We start from the raw sequence: 16,737 nt of genomic DNA, 5'->3' as shown, positions 1-16,737 counted from the left end.
GTCGGTATGGGTGATCGGCATGACTATGTCGCCCTGGAATGGGTAAAGGGTGAGATCGCCGAGACGCTGAAGCAGGCGCGCCAGTCGCTCGAAGCGTATGTCGAGAACCCCCAGGACTCGACGCGCATGCGTTTCTGCCAGACCTACGTGCATCAGGTGCTCGGCACCTTGCAGATGGTCGAGTTCTACGGCGCTGCGCTGCTTGCCGAAGAGATGGAGCAGCTGGCCGAGGCGCTGGTCGTCGGCCGGGTCACCAACCAGGGTGAAGCGCTGGAAGTGCTGATGCAGGCGATTCTGCAGCTGCCTGCGTACCTGGACCGAATCCAGGCGGCCCGCCGTGACCTGCCGATGGTCGTGTTGCCGCTGCTGAACGATCTGCGCGCCGCGCGTGGCGAGAAACTGCTTTCCGAAACCAGTCTGTTCAAACCGCACATGGCGCAGGAAGCTGCCGCGCTCTCGCTTGAGAGCCTGGCTACCCTGCGTACTGCCGAGCTGCCTGTTCTGCTACGCAAGCTGCGCCAGATGTTGCAGATGGCATTGGTTGGCGTGATCCGCAATCAGGACCTGGGAACCAACCTGGGTTACATGGCGCGGGTATTCGCGCGTCTGGAAACCCTGTGCAAGGAGTCTCCTCTCGGGCCCTTGTGGCGCATAGCTTCCGGCCTGGTCGAAGGCATGGCGACCGGCAGTGTGGTGAATGGCACCTCTGTCAGGACCCTGCTGCGTCAGGTCGACAAGGAGCTCAAGCGCCTGGTCGACGAAGGCGCCGATGCGATCAATCAACCAGCGCCGGACGATCTGCTGAAGAACCTGCTGTTCTATGTGGCCAAGGCTCCGGCGCAGTCCCCGCGTATCCGCGCGTTGAAGGACGAGTATCGTCTGGACGAGGCGTTGCTTGCCGACGACCAGGTCGACGAGGAGCGCGCGCGCCTGGCCGGGCCCGACCGCGATGCAATGCGTTCGGTGGTTGCTGCGCTTTGCGAAGAGCTGGTGCGGGTCAAGGACAGCCTCGATCTGTTCGTTCGTAGCGACCGGCAGAAGGTCATCGAGCTGGACGCGCTGCTGGCCCCGCTCAAGCAGATCGCCGACACCCTGGCGGTCCTCGGCTTCGGCCAGCCGCGCAAGGTCATCCTCGACCAGATCGATGTGGTTCACGCGCTGACGCTCGGCCATCGTGAGCCGAGCGATGCGGTGCTGATGGATGTAGCCGGTGCCCTGCTGTATGTGGAAGCGACGCTCGCCGGAATGGTCGGTCCGTCCGAGGACGGTCGTCAGGAAGAGAGCCACCTGCCCACTACCGATGTGGCGCAGATTCATCAGCTGGTGATCAAGGAAGCGCGCAACGGACTGGAACAGTCCAAGGACGCGATCATCGAATTCATCGCTTCGCAGTGGAATCACGATCACCTGGCCCGTGTACCGGAACTGTTGACCCAGGTCCGCGGTGGCCTGGCGATGATCCCGCTGGCGCGTGCCGCGGCCCTGCTGGATGCTTGCAACAAGTACATTCAGGAACAGCTGCTGGCGCGCAAGGCCGTACCGAACTGGCAGAATCTGGATACCCTCGCCGACGCCATCACCAGTGTCGAGTACTACCTGGAACGTCTCGCCGAAGACCATGCGACCCAGGGTGACATCATTCTCGATGTGGCCGAGGAGAGCCTGGAAGCCCTTGGTTATCCGCTCAAGCCGCGCCCGTCGATCTTGGATCGTGAAGAGCCGGAGCAGAGCGCGGCGCTGGAACAGCCCGCTCCGCTGGTCGATCCGCTGGATGACATCGAAGTCTTCAGCAACCAGCAGGCGCACGAAGAGCCGGTTGAGCCGGAGTTCGGAGTGGCCGAGCTGGCCGTCAGCGAGCTGGACTTTGATCTCGGCGCTGCCGACGACCTCGATCTGGGCGCAAGTGAAACCCAGTTTGGCGACCTTGATCCGGCGTTTGCCTCGCTCGACGAGCCCGATGCGCTGGCCACCGAATCGGCTTTCGAGCTGAGCCTCGATCTGCCCCCGGCGCAGCAACCGACCGAAGAAGAAGCGCCCGGCGAGTTTTCCGCGGAACTCGACTCTTCTCTCGAGCAGCTTGAGCTGGAAGCAGGCCCTGCCGTCTGGAGCGAGGCCGAGATGGCCGAGCTGGACCTGCCAGAGGTCGAGATGCCCGCCATGCAGGTGCAACCGCCTGCCATGGAGCAACCCGCAGAGCCGACCATGGCGGAAGTCATGGCTGCGCCTGTCGAGGCGATCAATCCGCCTGCTCGCGACGTTCCACCGAGTCTGCTGCCACCGCCTGCGGATGAAGAACCGGTCGATGAAGATTTGCGCGAGGTGTTCATCGAAGAGGCCGGCGAAGTGCTGGAGACCATCGGTGAGTACCTGCCGGTCTGGCAGGGCAACGTTGAAGATCGTGATGCGCTGGTGGAAGTACGCCGCGCGTTCCATACGCTCAAGGGCAGTGGCCGCATGGTTCGTGCCCTGGTCATCGGCGAGCTGGCCTGGTCGGTAGAGAATCTGCTGAACCGTGTTCTTGATCGCAGCGTCGCCGCTGATGCACCGCTGTTCCAGGTCATCAACGAGATCGTCGCGCTGATGCCTTCACTGGTTGACGAATATGCCGCCAGCGCCCAGCGCCAGCGTGATGACGTCGACCTGCTGGCCGCCCAGGCCCATGCGCTGGCAAAGGGCGAGCCGTTGCCGGTTGCTAGCCAGCAGGCTCCTGAAGCGGAGCAGCCGGAGCCGATCACAGAGCAAGCGCTCGAAGCGGAAGAAGTCGACGTAGGCCCTGAGGAAATTGCGCCGGCGAATGTGGCCGACAGTGCCGAAGAAGTGCTTGATCCCCAGCTGCTGGAGATCTTCCGTAATGAGGCCGAGTCCCACCTGGAAACCCTGGGCGCATTTCTCGCGCGTTGCCAGGACGAGTTGCCCCAGCCGGTAACCGATGATCTGCAGCGTGCGCTGCACACACTCAAGGGCAGTGCGTTCATGGCGGGCATTCTGCCGATCGCCGAGATTGCCGCGCCCCTGGAGAAGCTGGCCAAGGAGTTCAAGGCCAACCTGATCCAGGTGGACATGGCCGAACGCGACCTGCTCGGCAAGGCCCAGGTTCTGTTCACGCTTGGCGTCGAACAGCTGGAAACCGACCCGCTGCGTCCGATCGACGGTACCGCCGAGTTGCTGGAAGAAATCCAGCAGCTGCACAGCGAACGCCTCGACGCCGCAGAAAACGCTCGCCAGAGCGAGCAGGGGGAGGTGCGCGATCCGCAGTTGATCAGCATCTTCCTGGCCGAGGGGATGGACATCCTGCTCGACGCCGAAGAGTTGCTGAAGCGCTGGCGCCAGCATCCCTCCGAACGCCAGGAGCTGAGTGCGTTGCTCGATGAGCTGACGACGCTTGCTCGTGGCGCCGACATGGCCGAACTTCCGCAGATCAGTCAGCTGTGCAATGCGCTGCTCGATCTCTACGGCGCTGTGGGCGAAGGGCGTCTTGCCGTGAGCGAGCGCTTCTTCGGCGAGGCCGAGAAGGCCCATGAGGTCCTGATCGGGATGATGGACCAGGTTGCTGCCGGACTTCAGGTCAGTGCACAGCCGGCGATCGTCGATGGATTGCGTGCGCTGCTCGACGAAGCCTTCGATCCGACCACGCTGGCTCTGCTCGAGCCGGGCGCCATCGATGGCCTGGAAGTCATCGAGATGGATGTTGCGCCGGTCGACGAACCGAGCAACGAGGAGCCGGCTACTGAGGCAACGACCGACGATGCCTGGGCCCCGGTCGAAGACCTGCCGCTGGCCGCTCCGCAGGGCGAGCCGGCGGAGTCGCCAGAATCTCTTCCGCTCGCCACCAGCGAGGCGGAACAGCCCGCGGCCGTGGAGCAGGTTTTCCCGCTCGAGGCTCTGGATGAGGAGATGGTCGAGATCTTCCTCGAGGAAGCCGTCGATATTCTCGAAAGCGCCGGTCAGGCCCTGGAGCGCTGGCTGGCAGAGCCGGACAACCAGCACGTTCTCTCCTCCCTGCAGCGTGATCTGCATACGCTCAAGGGCGGCGCGCGGATGGCCGAGATCACCCCCATCGGTGACCTGGCTCACGAGCTGGAGTCGCTTTACGAAGGATTGGTTGATCGCCGCTACAGTCACTCGCCGCGCCTTGAGGATCTGCTGCAGCGTAGCCATGACCGCCTGGCGCTGCTGCTCGATCAGCTGCAGGCGCGCACCCCGATGCAGAGCCCGGCTGATCTGGTACAGGCGATCCGGCAGTTTCGCCAGGGTGGTGGGGCGGGCGACCTGCCCGTGGCCGTCGAGGAGCCCGAGCCTGCTGGAGGAGCGACTCAGCTGAGTGTCGGCGACGAATGGTCGTCGACTGCTGAACCGTTGGCAGAAGCTCCCGCCGAACTTGAGGCTGAGGCTGAGGCTGAGGCTGAGGCTGAGGCTGAGGCTGAGGCTGAGGCTGAGGCTGAGGTCGAGGAGATCGCTTTCGAACTGCCGGTCGCCGCTGACGAGCCGGAGCAGTTGGCACCCGAGTCCGTCGAGGAGCCTGCCGATGCCTGGGCACCGCTTGCCCAGGTAGAGCAGCCTGAGCCGCAGGCTACGCGTGCCGTTGCAGACGATCGTGATCCGGAACTGGTCGAGATCTTCCTCGAAGAGGGGTTCGACATCATCGAAAGCTCCGGTGCCGCCTTGCAGCGCTGGATGGACGAGACCGACAACACCCTCGAGGTCGAGTCGCTGCAGCGCGATCTGCATACCCTCAAGGGTGGCGCGCGGATGGCGGAAATCCGCGAGATCGGCGATCTGGCGCACGAGCTCGAGTTTCTCTATGAGGATCTGGGCGAAGGCCGGCTGCGCGCCAGCCCGGAACTCTTCACCCTGCTACAGACCTGTCACGACCGTCTGGCGCAGATGCTTGAGGCGGTGCGGGACCACCAGCCGCTGCCGGACGGCCAGGCACTGATCGACACCATCAAGCGTTTTCGCAGCAACCCGGAAGAGCAACTGAGCATTCCTGCCAGCGTGCATCTGAAGGCTGCTGTCGATGATCGGCACAACGACACTGAGTCGGACATCCTCGACATCTTCCTCGAGGAAGGTGATGACCTGCTCGAGGCGCTTGAAGCGGCTATCGGCAAGTGGGAGCAGCCGGGGAGCGAAAGTGCGGCACTGGATGAGATGCTGCGGGTCCTGCACACCCTCAAGGGCGGTGCGCGGCTGGCCGGTCAGCGCTCGCTAGGCGACATGAGCCATGATCTGGAGCAGGTGCTGACCGAGGCGCAGCAGCGTGGGGCGCCCTGGCCGCAGAGTCTGACGCTGGACATCCAGTCAGGCTTCGAAGGCCTGCAGAAGGAGCTCGACGAACTGCGCCAGCGGCTGAGCAACAGCCACGCGGCGGACCTGGCCGACGAGGCAACCCCGGAACTCACCGCAGAGGCTCCGGCCACCCCGGTGGCTCAGGTTTCCCTGGCGGCCCCCATTGTGGCTGCCAGCAGCAGCGAGCGTGGCCTGGCGCCGAACAAGGTGCTGCCTTTCGTCCAGCGTGCCGAGCAGGCGGCGCAGGAAGCTGCATCCCGTCGCGCTCCGCAGGAACTGGTCAAGGTTCCTGCCGACCTGCTCGAGGGCCTGGTCAACCTCGCTGGTGAAACCTCTATCTTCCGTGGTCGGGTCGAACAGCAGGTCAGTGACTTCAGCTTCACGCTCAGCGAGATGGAAGCCACCATTGATCGTGTACGCGATCAGCTGCGCCGGCTGGACACCGAAACCCAGGCGCAGATTCTCAGCCGCTTCCAGGCCGAGGCCGAGCGTGTCGGTTATGAAGATTTCGACCCGCTGGAAATGGACCGTCACTCGCAGCTGCAGCAGCTGTCACGGGCGCTGTTCGAGTCCGCCTCCGACCTTCTCGATCTCAAGGAAACCCTGGCGGCGCGCAACCGTGATGCCGAAACCCTGCTCCTGCAGCAGGCCCGGGTGAACACCGAACTGCAGGAAGGGCTGATGCGCACGCGCATGGTGCCCTTCGATCGCCTGGTGCCGCGTCTGCGGCGCATCGTTCGGCAGATCGCCGGCGAGCTGGGCAAGCAGGTCGAGTTCGTCGTCGGCAACGCCGACGGGGAAATGGACCGCACCGTACTGGAACGCATAGTCGCGCCGCTGGAGCACATGCTGCGCAACGCGGTCGACCACGGCATCGAGTCCGCTGATGCGCGCCTTGCCGCCGGCAAGCCGGCCGCCGGAACGATTCGTCTGAACCTTGGCCGTGAGGGTGGTGACATCGTCCTGACCCTGGCCGACGACGGTGGCGGCATTCGCCTGGAAGCGGTGCGGCGCAAGGCCATCGAGCGCGGTCTGATGGACGCGGACGCCGAGCTCAGCGATCACGAAGTGCTGCAGTTCATCCTCGAAGCCGGCTTCTCCACCGCCGAGAAGGTTACCCAGATCTCCGGGCGCGGCGTCGGGATGGACGTGGTCCACTCCGAGGTGAAGCAGCTCGGCGGCAGCATGAGCATCGACTCGACTGCAGGCGTGGGCACGCGCTTCACCATCCGCCTGCCGTTCACCGTATCGGTGAACCGCGCGCTGATGGTTCTTTCCGGCGAAGACCTTTACGCCATTCCGCTGAATACCATTGAAGGCATCGTGCGCGTCTCGCCCTACGAGCTGGAGGCCTATTACGGCCCCGATGCTCCGCGTTTCGAATACGCCGGGCAGAATTACGAGCTCAAGTATCTGGGTGACATGCTGAAGAACGGCCAGCATCCGAAGCTGGTCGGGCAGAGCCTGCCGTTGCCGGTGATCCTGGTGCGCTCCAACGAGCATGCGGTCGCGGTTCAGGTCGACAGCCTGGCCGGCTCACGCGAGATCGTGGTGAAGAGCCTGGGCCTGCAGTTCGCTGCCGTCCACGGCATTTCCGGCGCCACCATTCTCGGTGACGGTCGGGTGGTAGTGATTCTCGATCTGATGGCCACCATCCGTACCCAGTACGCCCTGCAGCAGGGGCCGAGCCAGCCGCGCCTGGCGGCGACCGCCAGCGAACTGGAAGAAGCCGAGCGCGATCGCCCGACTCTGGTAATGGTGGTGGACGACTCGGTCACGGTACGCAAGGTCACCAGCCGTCTGCTCGAACGCAACGGCATGAACGTGCTGACTGCCAAGGACGGGGTCGACGCCATTGCCCAGTTGCAGGAGCACAAGCCTGATCTCATGTTGCTGGATATCGAGATGCCACGCATGGATGGCTTCGAAGTCGCCACCCTGGTGCGCCACGACGAGCATCTCAAGGACCTGCCGATCATCATGATCACCTCGCGAACCGGCGACAAACACCGCGAGCGGGCCATGGCGATCGGCGTCAACCAGTACCTCGGCAAGCCGTATCAGGAATCGTTACTGCTTGAATCCATCCAGCAACTGGTCAAGAAGAAATGAGCGAGAAAGCCGCCGCACGCATCGCCGTGATCGCCGATACCTCGCTGCAGCGTCACGTGCTGCAGCAGGCGCTGACCGCCAGTGGCTATCAGGTCGTGCTCAACAGCGACCCGCAACGTCTCGACGAGGAAGCCCTGTCCGCCTGCGAGGCCGACCTCTGGCTGGTCGACCTGGCGCAGTCGGAAGATTCGCCGCTGGTCGACAACCTGCTCGAACGTGCCTCCGCGCCGGTGTTGTTCGGCGAGGGGCAGGCGCCGGAGCGCCACTCGGAGAACTATCCGCGCTGGGAGCGCCGTCTGTTCGGCAAACTCAAGCGCCTGGTAGGCGACCCTTCCGGTGCGGTAGGCCCGAGCCTGGAAGCACTGCTTGCCGAGGGGCAACGGCCGTCGCGCCTGGAACTGCCGCCGATGCTGGCGGAGACGCCGCTGGTGGCGGGCGAGCCGGCACGCCAGGTCTGGCTGCTCGCTGCGTCGTTGGGCGGTCCGGCGGCGGTGAAGGCGTTTCTCGATGCCCTTCCCGGTGGTTTGCCGGTCGGCTTCGTCTATGCCCAGCACATCGATCCGGGCTTCGAGTCGGTGCTACCGCAGGCGGTCGGGCGACACAGCCAGTGGAAGGTCAATGGCGCTCGCCATGGCGACGCGTTGCGCTGCGGTGAGGTGGTCGTGGCGCCGATCAGCAACGAGCTGGGTTTTTCCGATGACGGCCTGATGCAGATTCAGGCGCATGGCTGGCCGGAGCCCTACAGCCCGTCGATCGATCAGATGATGCTCAACCTGGCGCAGAGCTACGGCAGTCGCTGTGGCGTGATCGCCTTTTCCGGGATGGGTAGCGACGGCAGTGCCGCAGCGGCCTACGTCCGTCGCCAGGGTGCCGAGATCTGGACCCAGCGCGCGGACAGTTGTGCCTGCCCGAGCATGCCGGACAGCCTGCGCGAGGGTGGCTACAGCGTACACAGTGGCGATCCGCGCGAGCTGGCCGAGCTGCTGGTCAATCATCTCGCCGCGCAGTGCGCCTGAGCTTTCGAGGAAGTAGTCAAACATGAGCCAAGCACCTGCCACCACCAGCAACGCCAGCAGCGGTCTGACCGCGCTCATGCTGCCGCTGGCCGACCGCAACCTGTTGCTGCCCAACGTTGCGCTGGCGGAACTGATTCCGTACCGCAACGTCCAGGCGACGCCAGGACTGCCCGACTGGTTTCTCGGCCAGATCGGCTGGCGCGACCTGAGCCTGCCGCTGCTGTCGTTCGAACTGGCGTCCGGCAGCCGCCAGGCGTCAGCCGGCAACATGCCGCGCGTTGCGGTGCTCAACGCCCTGGGCGGTCGGCCCAAGGTCAAGTTCATCGCCCTGCTGGTGCAGGGTATTCCGCGCTCGTTCAAGGTCGACGGCGAACTGCCGCGGGCCGACGTCGAACTGGCCTCGTTGGAGCTGGACGCGGTGAGCCTGGGCAGCGACGTGGCGCGCATTCCCGATCTGATCGCCCTCGAGCAGAAGCTGGCCGACGCCGGCCTGATCTGATCAGCCTGTCGCGACTGGTGATCGACGCCGGTCGCGGCCTCGGCCTTCAGGCGCTCGGGGCCAGCTCCTCGATCAGCCGCCGATAATCCGTTACCGCAACGAACTCCGCCGTGTCTTTGGCAGGCTGGCGGCTGTCCGGCTGACTGATCGCGCGCAACTGGCTAATGCCGAACTGCTGTGCACTGCGCAGGATCGGCAGACTGTCGTCGATGAACAGCGCGCGTTGCGGATCGAAGCCGACGTCCTGCTGCAGGGCGAACCAGAACTGCTGGTCTTCCTTGGGGAACCCGTAGTCGTGGGAGCTGATCAGCCGCTCGAACCAGGGCGCCAGCTCGACGCGCTCGAGCTTCAGCGAAAGTGAATCACGGTGCGCGTTGGTGATCAGCACCACGCGCTTGCCGGCACTGCGCAGAGCCGCAAGAAAGCTGTCGGCGTCCGGTCGCAGGGCGATCAGATGGGCGACCTCGCGCTTGAGGGCGGTGATCGACAGCTTCAGCTCCGCGCTCCAGAAGTCCAGGCAGTACCAGGTCAGTTTGCCGGCATGCTCCTGGAACAACGGCAGTAGCTCGGCATCCGCCTGGGCCCTGGAAATGCCGTGATGCTGCGCATATCTGCTGGGCAGATGCTCGAGCCAGAAGTGATTGTCGAAGTGCAGATCGAGCAGGGTACCGTCCATGTCGAGAAGCACGGTATCGATCTGGTTCCAGGGTAGCGGCGGCATGCGGTGGGATGATCTCGGCAGGATGAAAGGTGGGCCCGCGCAGGGACAATCGGCGCAGCCCGGTTATGATAGCCGGATGAACGAGGAGAGTGCCCATGCGTGAGAAACCCACCGTGCTGGCTCGCGAGATTGTCGCGAACAGCCGTCTGTTCCGTGTCGAAGAACTGCAGTTGCGCTTCAGCAATGGCGTCGAGCGCACCTACGAGCGGCTGGTGGGGAAGGGCAGCGGCTACGGGGCGGTGATGATAGTCGCGCTGGCCGACGAGCAGCATGCGCTGCTGGTCGAGGAGTATTGCGGCGGCACCGACGACTACCAGCTGTCGCTGCCCAAGGGGCTGATCGAGCCCGGCGAGGACGTGCTGCTGGCGGCCAATCGCGAGCTCAAAGAGGAGGCCGGTTTTGGCGCCCAGCGGCTCGAGTTGCTGGCGGAGCTGTCGCTGTCGCCGGGCTATATGAGCCAGAAGATCCAGGTGGTGCTGGCGCGCGACCTGTACCCGGAAAGTCTGCCGGGAGACGAGCCGGAGCCGATGCGGGTCGACCGGGTCAGCCTGCACGAGCTGTCGGCGCTGGTGCAGCACCCGCAGTTCAGCGAAGGTCGAGCCCTGGCGGCGCTCTATCTGGTGCGTGACCTGTTGCAGCAGCGTGGGGAGCTGGCGCGATGAACACGCCGCTGCTCAATGAGGTCATCGAGCTGGTCCGCGTCGCGGGCGCGGCGATTCTGCCCTACTGGCGCCAGGGCGTGGCGGTGCGGGAAAAACAGGACGCCTCGCCAGTCACCGCTGCCGACATGGCTGCCCATGAGGTCCTGGCGCGCGGGCTGAGCGCGCTTGATCCGCAGATTCCGGTGCTGTCCGAAGAGGATGCCGAGATCCGTCTCGGCGAGCGCAGCGGCTGGCAGCGCTGGTGGCTGGTCGATCCGCTGGACGGAACCAAGGAGTTCATCGCCGACAGCGAGGAATTCACCGTCAACGTCGCGCTGATCGAGCAGGGTCGGGTGATCTTCGGTGTGGTCGGCGTGCCGGCGCGCGATCTGTGCTTCTACGGCGGGGCTGGACTGGGTGCCTGGCGCAGTGCAGGCAGTGGCGAGGCAACCAGACTGGTGGTGCGCGAAGCGCCACCGGCAGCGCTGACCGTGGTCGCCAGTCGCCGCCATTCCAGCCCAGCGCAGGAGAGGCTGCTTGCGCAACTGGCCGGGCGTTTTGGTGATCTGCAATTGGCCAGCGTCGGTAGTTCGCTGAAGTTCTGCCTGCTGGCCGAAGGTGCAGCAGACTTCTACCCGCGTCTGGCGCCGACCTCGCAGTGGGATACTGCCGCGGCCCAGGGCGTACTCGAAGGCGCCGGCGGCGTGGTCCTCGATCTGCAGGGCGCGCCGCTGCGCTATGAAGCGCGTGAAAGCTACCTGAATCCCTCGTTCATGGCCTTGCCAGCCGCCGCCGACTGGCGCGCCGAGCTACTGCAGCTGGCGCGCGAGCTGGCCTAGCGACTCAGTCGAGCATGTCCTGGTAGCGCTCATCGCGACGGTAGATGAGCGGCTGCTCGAAACCAGGCACACGAATCTGCTGCTGATCGATGGCAATCGCCGTGTCGTCGATCAGGTCATGGCCGAAGTTATAGATGATCCCCAGCTCGCCCAGCAGAGCTTTGCGGTCGTACTCGCTGGCGCGCGCGCGGGTCTGCTCGCGACGGGCGCAGTAGTCGGCATAGACCCGCTCGCCGTGACGCTTGCGCAGCATGCGCTCGACCACATGCGGCGCCAGCACGTAGGCGCTGGCGTTGTTGCCGCCGAATCCCTTGGAATTGAGGAAGCACAGGTCCAGGCTCTCGCGCGGCTGGTCCTGGGTGGAAATGCGCAGGTGTTGCTGATGGACATCATCGGCGACCTTGTCGATGGTCTTGATGCCCGGGATCAGGCCATAGCGGAACGAGCCAAGCGCCGAGATCAGCTGGTCGCCACTGGCGGGTGCCAGTGAGTGACCGACATAGGCCTTGACCGCAGCGACCGGCCAGTCGGCGATATCGAAGGCTTCGGCGACGCGGTCGAGCAGCTGTGATTCGGTCACGCGGTTGGCCGGCGTGCTGGAGCCGTGGGCATGCACGAAGCTGCGCTGGCGCACGGCGTCGATCCCGACCAACTGGGCGGCGGCAGCGACTGCCTTGGCCATGGTCAGGTAGTTGCCGGGGCCGGGGGCCGAGATCGACTTCTTGAAGCCATCGGCATTGATGAACACGTCGGGCACCGAACCATGGATATCCGCGCCCAGCTCGATGGCCAGGGCATCGTCCATCAGCACCACGAACTGACTGGACTCGGCCAGGGTGAAGCCGCAGTTGTTGCCGAACGGGCGGCTGGCCCGGCGGAAGTCGACCTCTTCGCGCCCTTCCACCAGGCGCAAGCCTTCTTCGGTCGCCAGGGCACCCATGGTGCCGTAGCCATCGATGCATTCCAGGGTAATCGGTGCCTCGCTGTTGCCGACGATCACCACCCGTGCCTGGCCGCTGCCGATGGCCTCGATGCCGCGCTGCAGGTTGTAGAGGAAGGTGGCGCAGGCGCCGGTGACACTGCCGGTGCTGCCGACACTGCCAAGCACGTAGGCATTGATGAAGTCGGCAGGCATGGTGTTCAGGCCCAGCGCCAGTTGCTTGGCGGTGACACGGCCGCCCTTGAGACGCGACTGCATCAGCCCGCCGAAGCCGTTTTCGTCGAGCTGGCTCATTACGCTGCCGGCGTAGACCGCCACTTCATCGGGGGCGACATGGGCGACGATCTGCTGCCAGTCGATGCCAACCGAGCGCAGCGCATCGGTGACGCCGACGATGGTCATCTGCAGGCCGCGGGGATGGAAGCGCGAGCTGTACAGCTCGCCGGGCTCGAAGCCGGTCGGCAGCTGGCCAGCGGATTTGACCGGCAGCGAACGGTAGCTGTCGACGCGGACCTCGCAGCTGTCATGCAGGGTGACGCGGACCTGGCCGTCGTCCAGTGGCGTCACCTGCCAGTTGCCAGGCACCGGTTCCGGCAACTGCTTGGCACTGGTGACGAAGCTCAGCTCGCCGTCCTGGCCGGCCAGCGACATGCTCTTCTGCCAGTGCGAGGCATCCACGTCCAGATGCTGCTTCTCGATCCGGCGGACCAGGGTCGAGGCGAGGATCTGCTCGCCATAGCGTGCCTCGATGGCCGCGGCATCCAGCTTCAGGCCGTCGGTGCTGTAGTGCTCGCCGTTCTCCACTTTGACCAGCTTCATCATCACTGCCAGGCCGGCGAGGGTTTCCTGGCGCGCCTGGGCATCGAGGGAGTCGATCACGGTGCGGCGGAAGCCATGATGGAAGGAGCTTCGGCCCGCCGAGTTGTAACCACCGAAACCGACAATGACTGGCAGGCGCGACATCACGTTTGAAAACTCCTCGAAGTGGATGGGCCGGCGCTGGCGTGGTCAGCCCTGGAGGGGCGACGGCACAGCGAGTGCGCGGCTGCTCGTCGGCGGCGCCGAACGGGTGCGTAGGCAGACGAGAACTGTGACTATCAAGTCACGAATTGTTGCAAGGGTCGCCGATTCCAGGCGCTGCTGTCGAGACTCTTGCGGGTGGCAGTTGATCCAGACACGCCTGCAGCGCCAGCTGCCAGGGTGGCAGCTCAACCCCCCAATCCTGGCACAAGCGACTGCAGTCGAGACGCGAATTGGCCGGGCGTCTTGCCGGTGTCGGGTAGTCGCTGGAGGGGATCGGGATCAGCCGCGCGCAGGGCAGGCGCTGCGTCTTCAGATGCTGGGCGATGGCGCTGGCAAAGCCGTACCAGGAGGTCTCGCCCTGCGCAGTCATGTGATACAGCCCCCAGGGCCCGGCGGTCCCAGTCTGCCAGGCGCGGATCAGTTGCAGGCAGGCCTTTGCAATGCTCCAGGTCCAGGTCGGCGCACCTATCTGGTCGGCCACCACGCGCAACTCGTCGCGCTCCTGCAGCAGCCGCAGCATGCTCAGCAGGAAGTTACTGCCGTGCTGCGAGTAGACCCAGCTGGTACGCAGGATCAGATGTTGTCCGCCCACCGCGCTGAGCGCCTGCTCGCCGGCCAGTTTGCTGCGTCCGTAGGCGTTCAGCGGAGCGGTGGGATCGTCCTCCAGATAGGCGCCGGGTTTGCTGCCATCGAACACGTAGTCGGTGGAAAAGTGGATCAGCGGCACACCCAAGGCGCCGGCTTCCTCGGCGAGCACGCCGGGGCCTTCGGCGTTGATCCGCCAGGCCAGCTCGGCCTCGCTCTCGGCGCGATCGACCGCGGTGTAGGCGCCGGCGTTGATGATCAGGTCTGGCCGCAACTCGCGCACCTGGCGACGGATCTGCGCGCTGTCTGCCAGGTCGAGCTGCGCGCGTGGACGGGCCAGCACTTCACCCACGGCGGCCAGGCCCTGCTGCAGCGTCAGCCCCAGCTGGCCACTGCTACCGGTCAGCAGGATCCTCACACGAAGCGCTCGCAGTCAGTCAAAAGTGGCGCGGCGGCGTCCTTCGCGGACAGCAGCGGCGGACCCTGCAGTGGCCAGTCGATGGCCAGTTGCGGATCATCCCAGCGCAGGCTGCGTTCGTGCTCCGGAGCGTAGAAATCGGTGGTCTTGTAGAGCACCTCGGCTTCCTCGCTGAGCGTCAGGAAACCATGGGCAAAGCCCTCGGGTATCCACATCTGCTGGCGGTTCTCGGCGGACAGTCGCGCCGCCGTCCAGCGACCGAAGCTTGCCGAGCCCTGGCGCAGGTCGACAGCGACATCGAAGATCTCGCCGCGCAACACACGCACCAGCTTGCCCTGGGGTTGCTGCAGCTGGAAATGCAGGCCTCGCAGCACACCACGCCGGGACAGCGAATGGTTGTCCTGAACGAAGGGGCTGTCGCGGCCGGTGGCGGCGGCGAAGGCGCGTTGATTGAAACTCTCGAAGAACAAGCCGCGGTCGTCCTCGAATACGCGCGGCTCAAGGATGAGCACGCCCTCCAGGGATGTTGGCTGCACCTTCATGTCGGCGCGTCCGCCAGACCGTGCAGGTACTGGCCGTAGCCGGTCTTCTCGAAGCGGCGGGCCTGGACCAGCAATTGCTCGCGGTCTATCCAGCCCTGCTGGTAGGCGATCTCCTCGAGACAGGCGACCTTCAGCCCCTGGCGATGCTCGATGGTCTGCACGTATTGCGAGGCATCCAGCAGGCTGTCGTGGGTGCCGGTGTCGAGCCAGGCGAAGCCGCGGCCGAACAGCTCCACGCGCAGATCACCACGCGCCAGATAGGCATTGTTGACGTCGGTGATTTCCAGCTCGCCGCGCGTCGAGGGGCGGATGGCGCGGGCGATGGAAATGACGTCGTTGTCGTAGAAATACAGCCCGGTCACTGCGTAGCTGGACTTGGGCTTCAGCGGCTTTTCCTCGATCGACACCGCCTTGCCGCTGGCATCGAACTCGACCACGCCGAAGCGCTGCGGATCCTTGACCCAGTAACCGAAAACGGTGGCGCCCCTGTCGGCCGCGGCGGCGCGCAGCAGCTTCTCGGTGAAGTGCTGGCCGTGGAAGATGTTGTCGCCCAGGATCAGGCACACCGAGTCGTTACCGATGAACTCTTCGCCGATCAGAAAAGCCTGCGCCAGCCCGTCCGGCGACGGCTGCTCGGCGTAGCTGAGCTGAATGCCGAACTGGCTGCCGTCGCCGAGCATCTTCTGGAAATTGGGCAGATCCTCGGGGGTGGAAATCAGCAGGATCTCGCGAATGCCGGCGAGCATCAGCACCGACAACGGGTAGTAGATCATCGGCTTGTCATAGATCGGCAGCAGCTGCTTGGACACCCCAAGCGTGATCGGGTGCAGGCGCGTGCCGCTGCCGCCCGCCAGTACGATGCCCTTCATGCGTTCACTCCCAGGCGTTGGCGCTGGTAGCTGCCGTCCTGCACGTGGCGGCACCAGTCGAGGTTGTCCAGATACCAGCGCACCGTCTTGCGCAGACCGCTGGCAAAGCTTTCCTGCGGCGTCCAGCCGAGCTCGCGCTCGATCTTGCCGGCGTCGATGGCGTAGCGCAGATCGTGGCCGGGGCGATCGCTGACGAAGCGGATCAGCTCTTCATAGCGCGCGACGCCTGCGGGTTTGTCCGGCGCCAGCTCCTCGAGCAGGGCGCAGATCGCGCGGACCACCTCGATGTTCTTCTGCTCGTTGTGGCCGCCGATGTTGTAGGTCTCGCCGACCTTGCCTGCACTCACTACCTGCAGCAAGGCGCGGGCGTGGTCCTCGACATACAGCCAGTCGCGCACCTGGGCCCCGTCGCCGTAGACCGGCAGCGGCTTGCCTTCCAGCGCATTGAGGATCACCAGCGGGATGAGCTTCTCGGGGAAGTGATAGGGGCCGTAGTTGTTCGAGCAGTTGGTGATCAGTACCGGCAGGCCGTAGGTGCGGTGCCAGGCGCGCACCAGGTGGTCGGAGGCGGCCTTGCTCGCGGAGTAGGGCGAGCTGGGCGCGTAAGGGGTGTCTTCGCGAAACAGGTCGTCGGCGCCGTGCAGGTCGCCGTAGACCTCGTCGGTGGAGATGTGATGGAAGCGGAACGCCTCGCGTCGCGGCTGATCCAGCCCAAGCCAGTAGGCTCGCACGGCTTCCAGCAGCACGTAGGTGCCGACGATGTTGGTCTGGATGAAGGCCGCCGGACCGTCGATGGAACGGTCGACGTGTGATTCGGCGGCCAGGTGCATCACGGCGTCGGGCTGGAACTGCGCCAGGGCTTCGGCCACGGCTGCCGCATCGGCGATGTCCGCCTGCAGGAAGCGATGGCGCGGGTTGTCCTGGATGCTGGCGAGGGATTCGAGATTGCCGGCGTAGGTGAGCTTGTCGAGATTGAGGACCTCATGCGCGCTGTGCTGCATGAGGTGGCGAATCAGTGCCGAACCGATGAAGCCGGCCCCGCCAGTGACCAGAATGCGCATGCTTGTCCTTGTTCGTTGAGCCGTTCTGCACCGGCCGCCGCCGGGTCGATTGGGCAAGCATACCCGAATGCTCCGCTGCTGCACTGCAGGGTTCGCCCGGACGTCGGGCGGCCTCGGAGCACCTCGCCATGGCGTGCGCACAGAAGCAAAGATTCACCGGGGGCTGGCGCCATGCGTTGCGC

The 16,737-nt window shown here is 65.1% G+C and carries 11 protein-coding genes; 5 read left to right on the top strand and 6 right to left on the bottom strand.

Features of this window, described 5'->3' with window-relative positions; all coding sequences use genetic code 11:
* Positions 1–6: 6 nt before the first annotated feature.
* Genes DBO85_RS09315 through DBO85_RS09305 form a run of 3 tightly spaced genes read left to right on the top strand, consistent with a single transcriptional unit; the run spans position 7 to position 8,916 of the window.
* Positions 7–7,401 (top strand): Hpt domain-containing protein, encoded by a 7,395-nt coding sequence (locus tag DBO85_RS09315; protein WP_108106991.1) that lies wholly within the window; start codon positions 7–9, stop codon positions 7,399–7,401.
* On the top strand, positions 7,398–8,417 hold the full coding sequence (locus DBO85_RS09310; RefSeq protein WP_108106990.1) for a chemotaxis protein CheB: 1,020 nt from the start codon (positions 7,398–7,400) through the stop codon (positions 8,415–8,417). The genes DBO85_RS09315 and DBO85_RS09310 overlap by 4 nt, the downstream gene beginning before the upstream one ends.
* A gap of 22 nt (positions 8,418–8,439) precedes the next feature.
* Entirely contained in the window at positions 8,440–8,916 is a 477-nt protein-coding gene (locus DBO85_RS09305) for a chemotaxis protein CheW (protein WP_108106989.1), read from the top strand.
* Positions 8,917–8,962: 46 nt separating this feature from the next.
* Here DBO85_RS09305 and yrfG read toward each other — a convergent pair whose 3' ends face one another.
* Positions 8,963–9,637, bottom strand: a complete 675-nt coding sequence (yrfG, locus tag DBO85_RS09300; protein WP_108106988.1) for a GMP/IMP nucleotidase — start codon at positions 9,635–9,637, stop codon at positions 8,963–8,965.
* 95 nt (positions 9,638–9,732) lie between these two features.
* Here yrfG and nudE point away from each other — a divergent pair, with 95 nt between their 5' ends.
* Positions 9,733–10,299: an ADP compounds hydrolase NudE gene (gene nudE, locus DBO85_RS09295; protein ID WP_108106987.1), complete on the top strand. Its 567-nt coding sequence runs from the start codon at positions 9,733–9,735 to the stop codon at positions 10,297–10,299.
* Positions 10,296–11,117: a 3'(2'),5'-bisphosphate nucleotidase CysQ gene (cysQ, locus tag DBO85_RS09290; RefSeq protein WP_108106986.1), complete on the top strand. Its 822-nt coding sequence runs from the start codon at positions 10,296–10,298 to the stop codon at positions 11,115–11,117. Before nudE ends, cysQ begins: the two co-directional genes overlap by 4 nt.
* Before the next feature lie 4 nt (positions 11,118–11,121).
* Here cysQ and DBO85_RS09285 read toward each other — a convergent pair whose 3' ends face one another.
* The 5 genes from DBO85_RS09285 to rfbB all read right to left on the bottom strand — a co-directional run bounded on the left by DBO85_RS09285 (position 11,122) and on the right by rfbB (position 16,555).
* Positions 11,122–13,020 carry a beta-ketoacyl synthase gene (locus tag DBO85_RS09285; protein ID WP_108106985.1) on the bottom strand — a complete coding sequence of 633 codons (1,899 nt, stop codon included), beginning with the start codon at positions 13,018–13,020 and terminating at the stop codon, positions 11,122–11,124.
* A 139-nt stretch (positions 13,021–13,159) separates the two neighbouring features.
* Positions 13,160–14,083, bottom strand: a complete 924-nt coding sequence (gene rfbD, locus DBO85_RS09280) for a dTDP-4-dehydrorhamnose reductase (protein ID WP_108106984.1) — start codon at positions 14,081–14,083, stop codon at positions 13,160–13,162.
* The gene (gene rfbC / locus DBO85_RS09275) at positions 14,080–14,625 is read right to left on the bottom strand and encodes a dTDP-4-dehydrorhamnose 3,5-epimerase (protein WP_108106983.1); all 546 of its coding nucleotides are present in this window, start codon (positions 14,623–14,625) and stop codon (positions 14,080–14,082) included. Before rfbC ends, rfbD begins: the two co-directional genes overlap by 4 nt.
* A complete protein-coding gene (gene rfbA / locus DBO85_RS09270) occupies positions 14,622–15,494 on the bottom strand; it encodes a glucose-1-phosphate thymidylyltransferase RfbA (RefSeq protein WP_108106982.1) in 873 nt (290 codons plus the stop codon). The genes rfbC and rfbA overlap by 4 nt, the downstream gene beginning before the upstream one ends.
* The gene (gene rfbB, locus DBO85_RS09265; RefSeq protein ID WP_108106981.1) at positions 15,491–16,555 is read right to left on the bottom strand and encodes a dTDP-glucose 4,6-dehydratase; all 1,065 of its coding nucleotides are present in this window, start codon (positions 16,553–16,555) and stop codon (positions 15,491–15,493) included. Before rfbB ends, rfbA begins: the two co-directional genes overlap by 4 nt.
* Between the last annotated feature and the right edge of the window lie 182 nt (positions 16,556–16,737).

It is taken from the genome of Pseudomonas mangrovi, assembly GCF_003052585.1.
Taxonomy (GTDB): Bacteria; Pseudomonadota; Gammaproteobacteria; order Pseudomonadales; family Pseudomonadaceae; genus Aquipseudomonas; species Aquipseudomonas mangrovi.
Note: the sequence above shows the minus strand (reverse complement) of the source record. Positions and strands in the feature narration are given on the sequence as shown.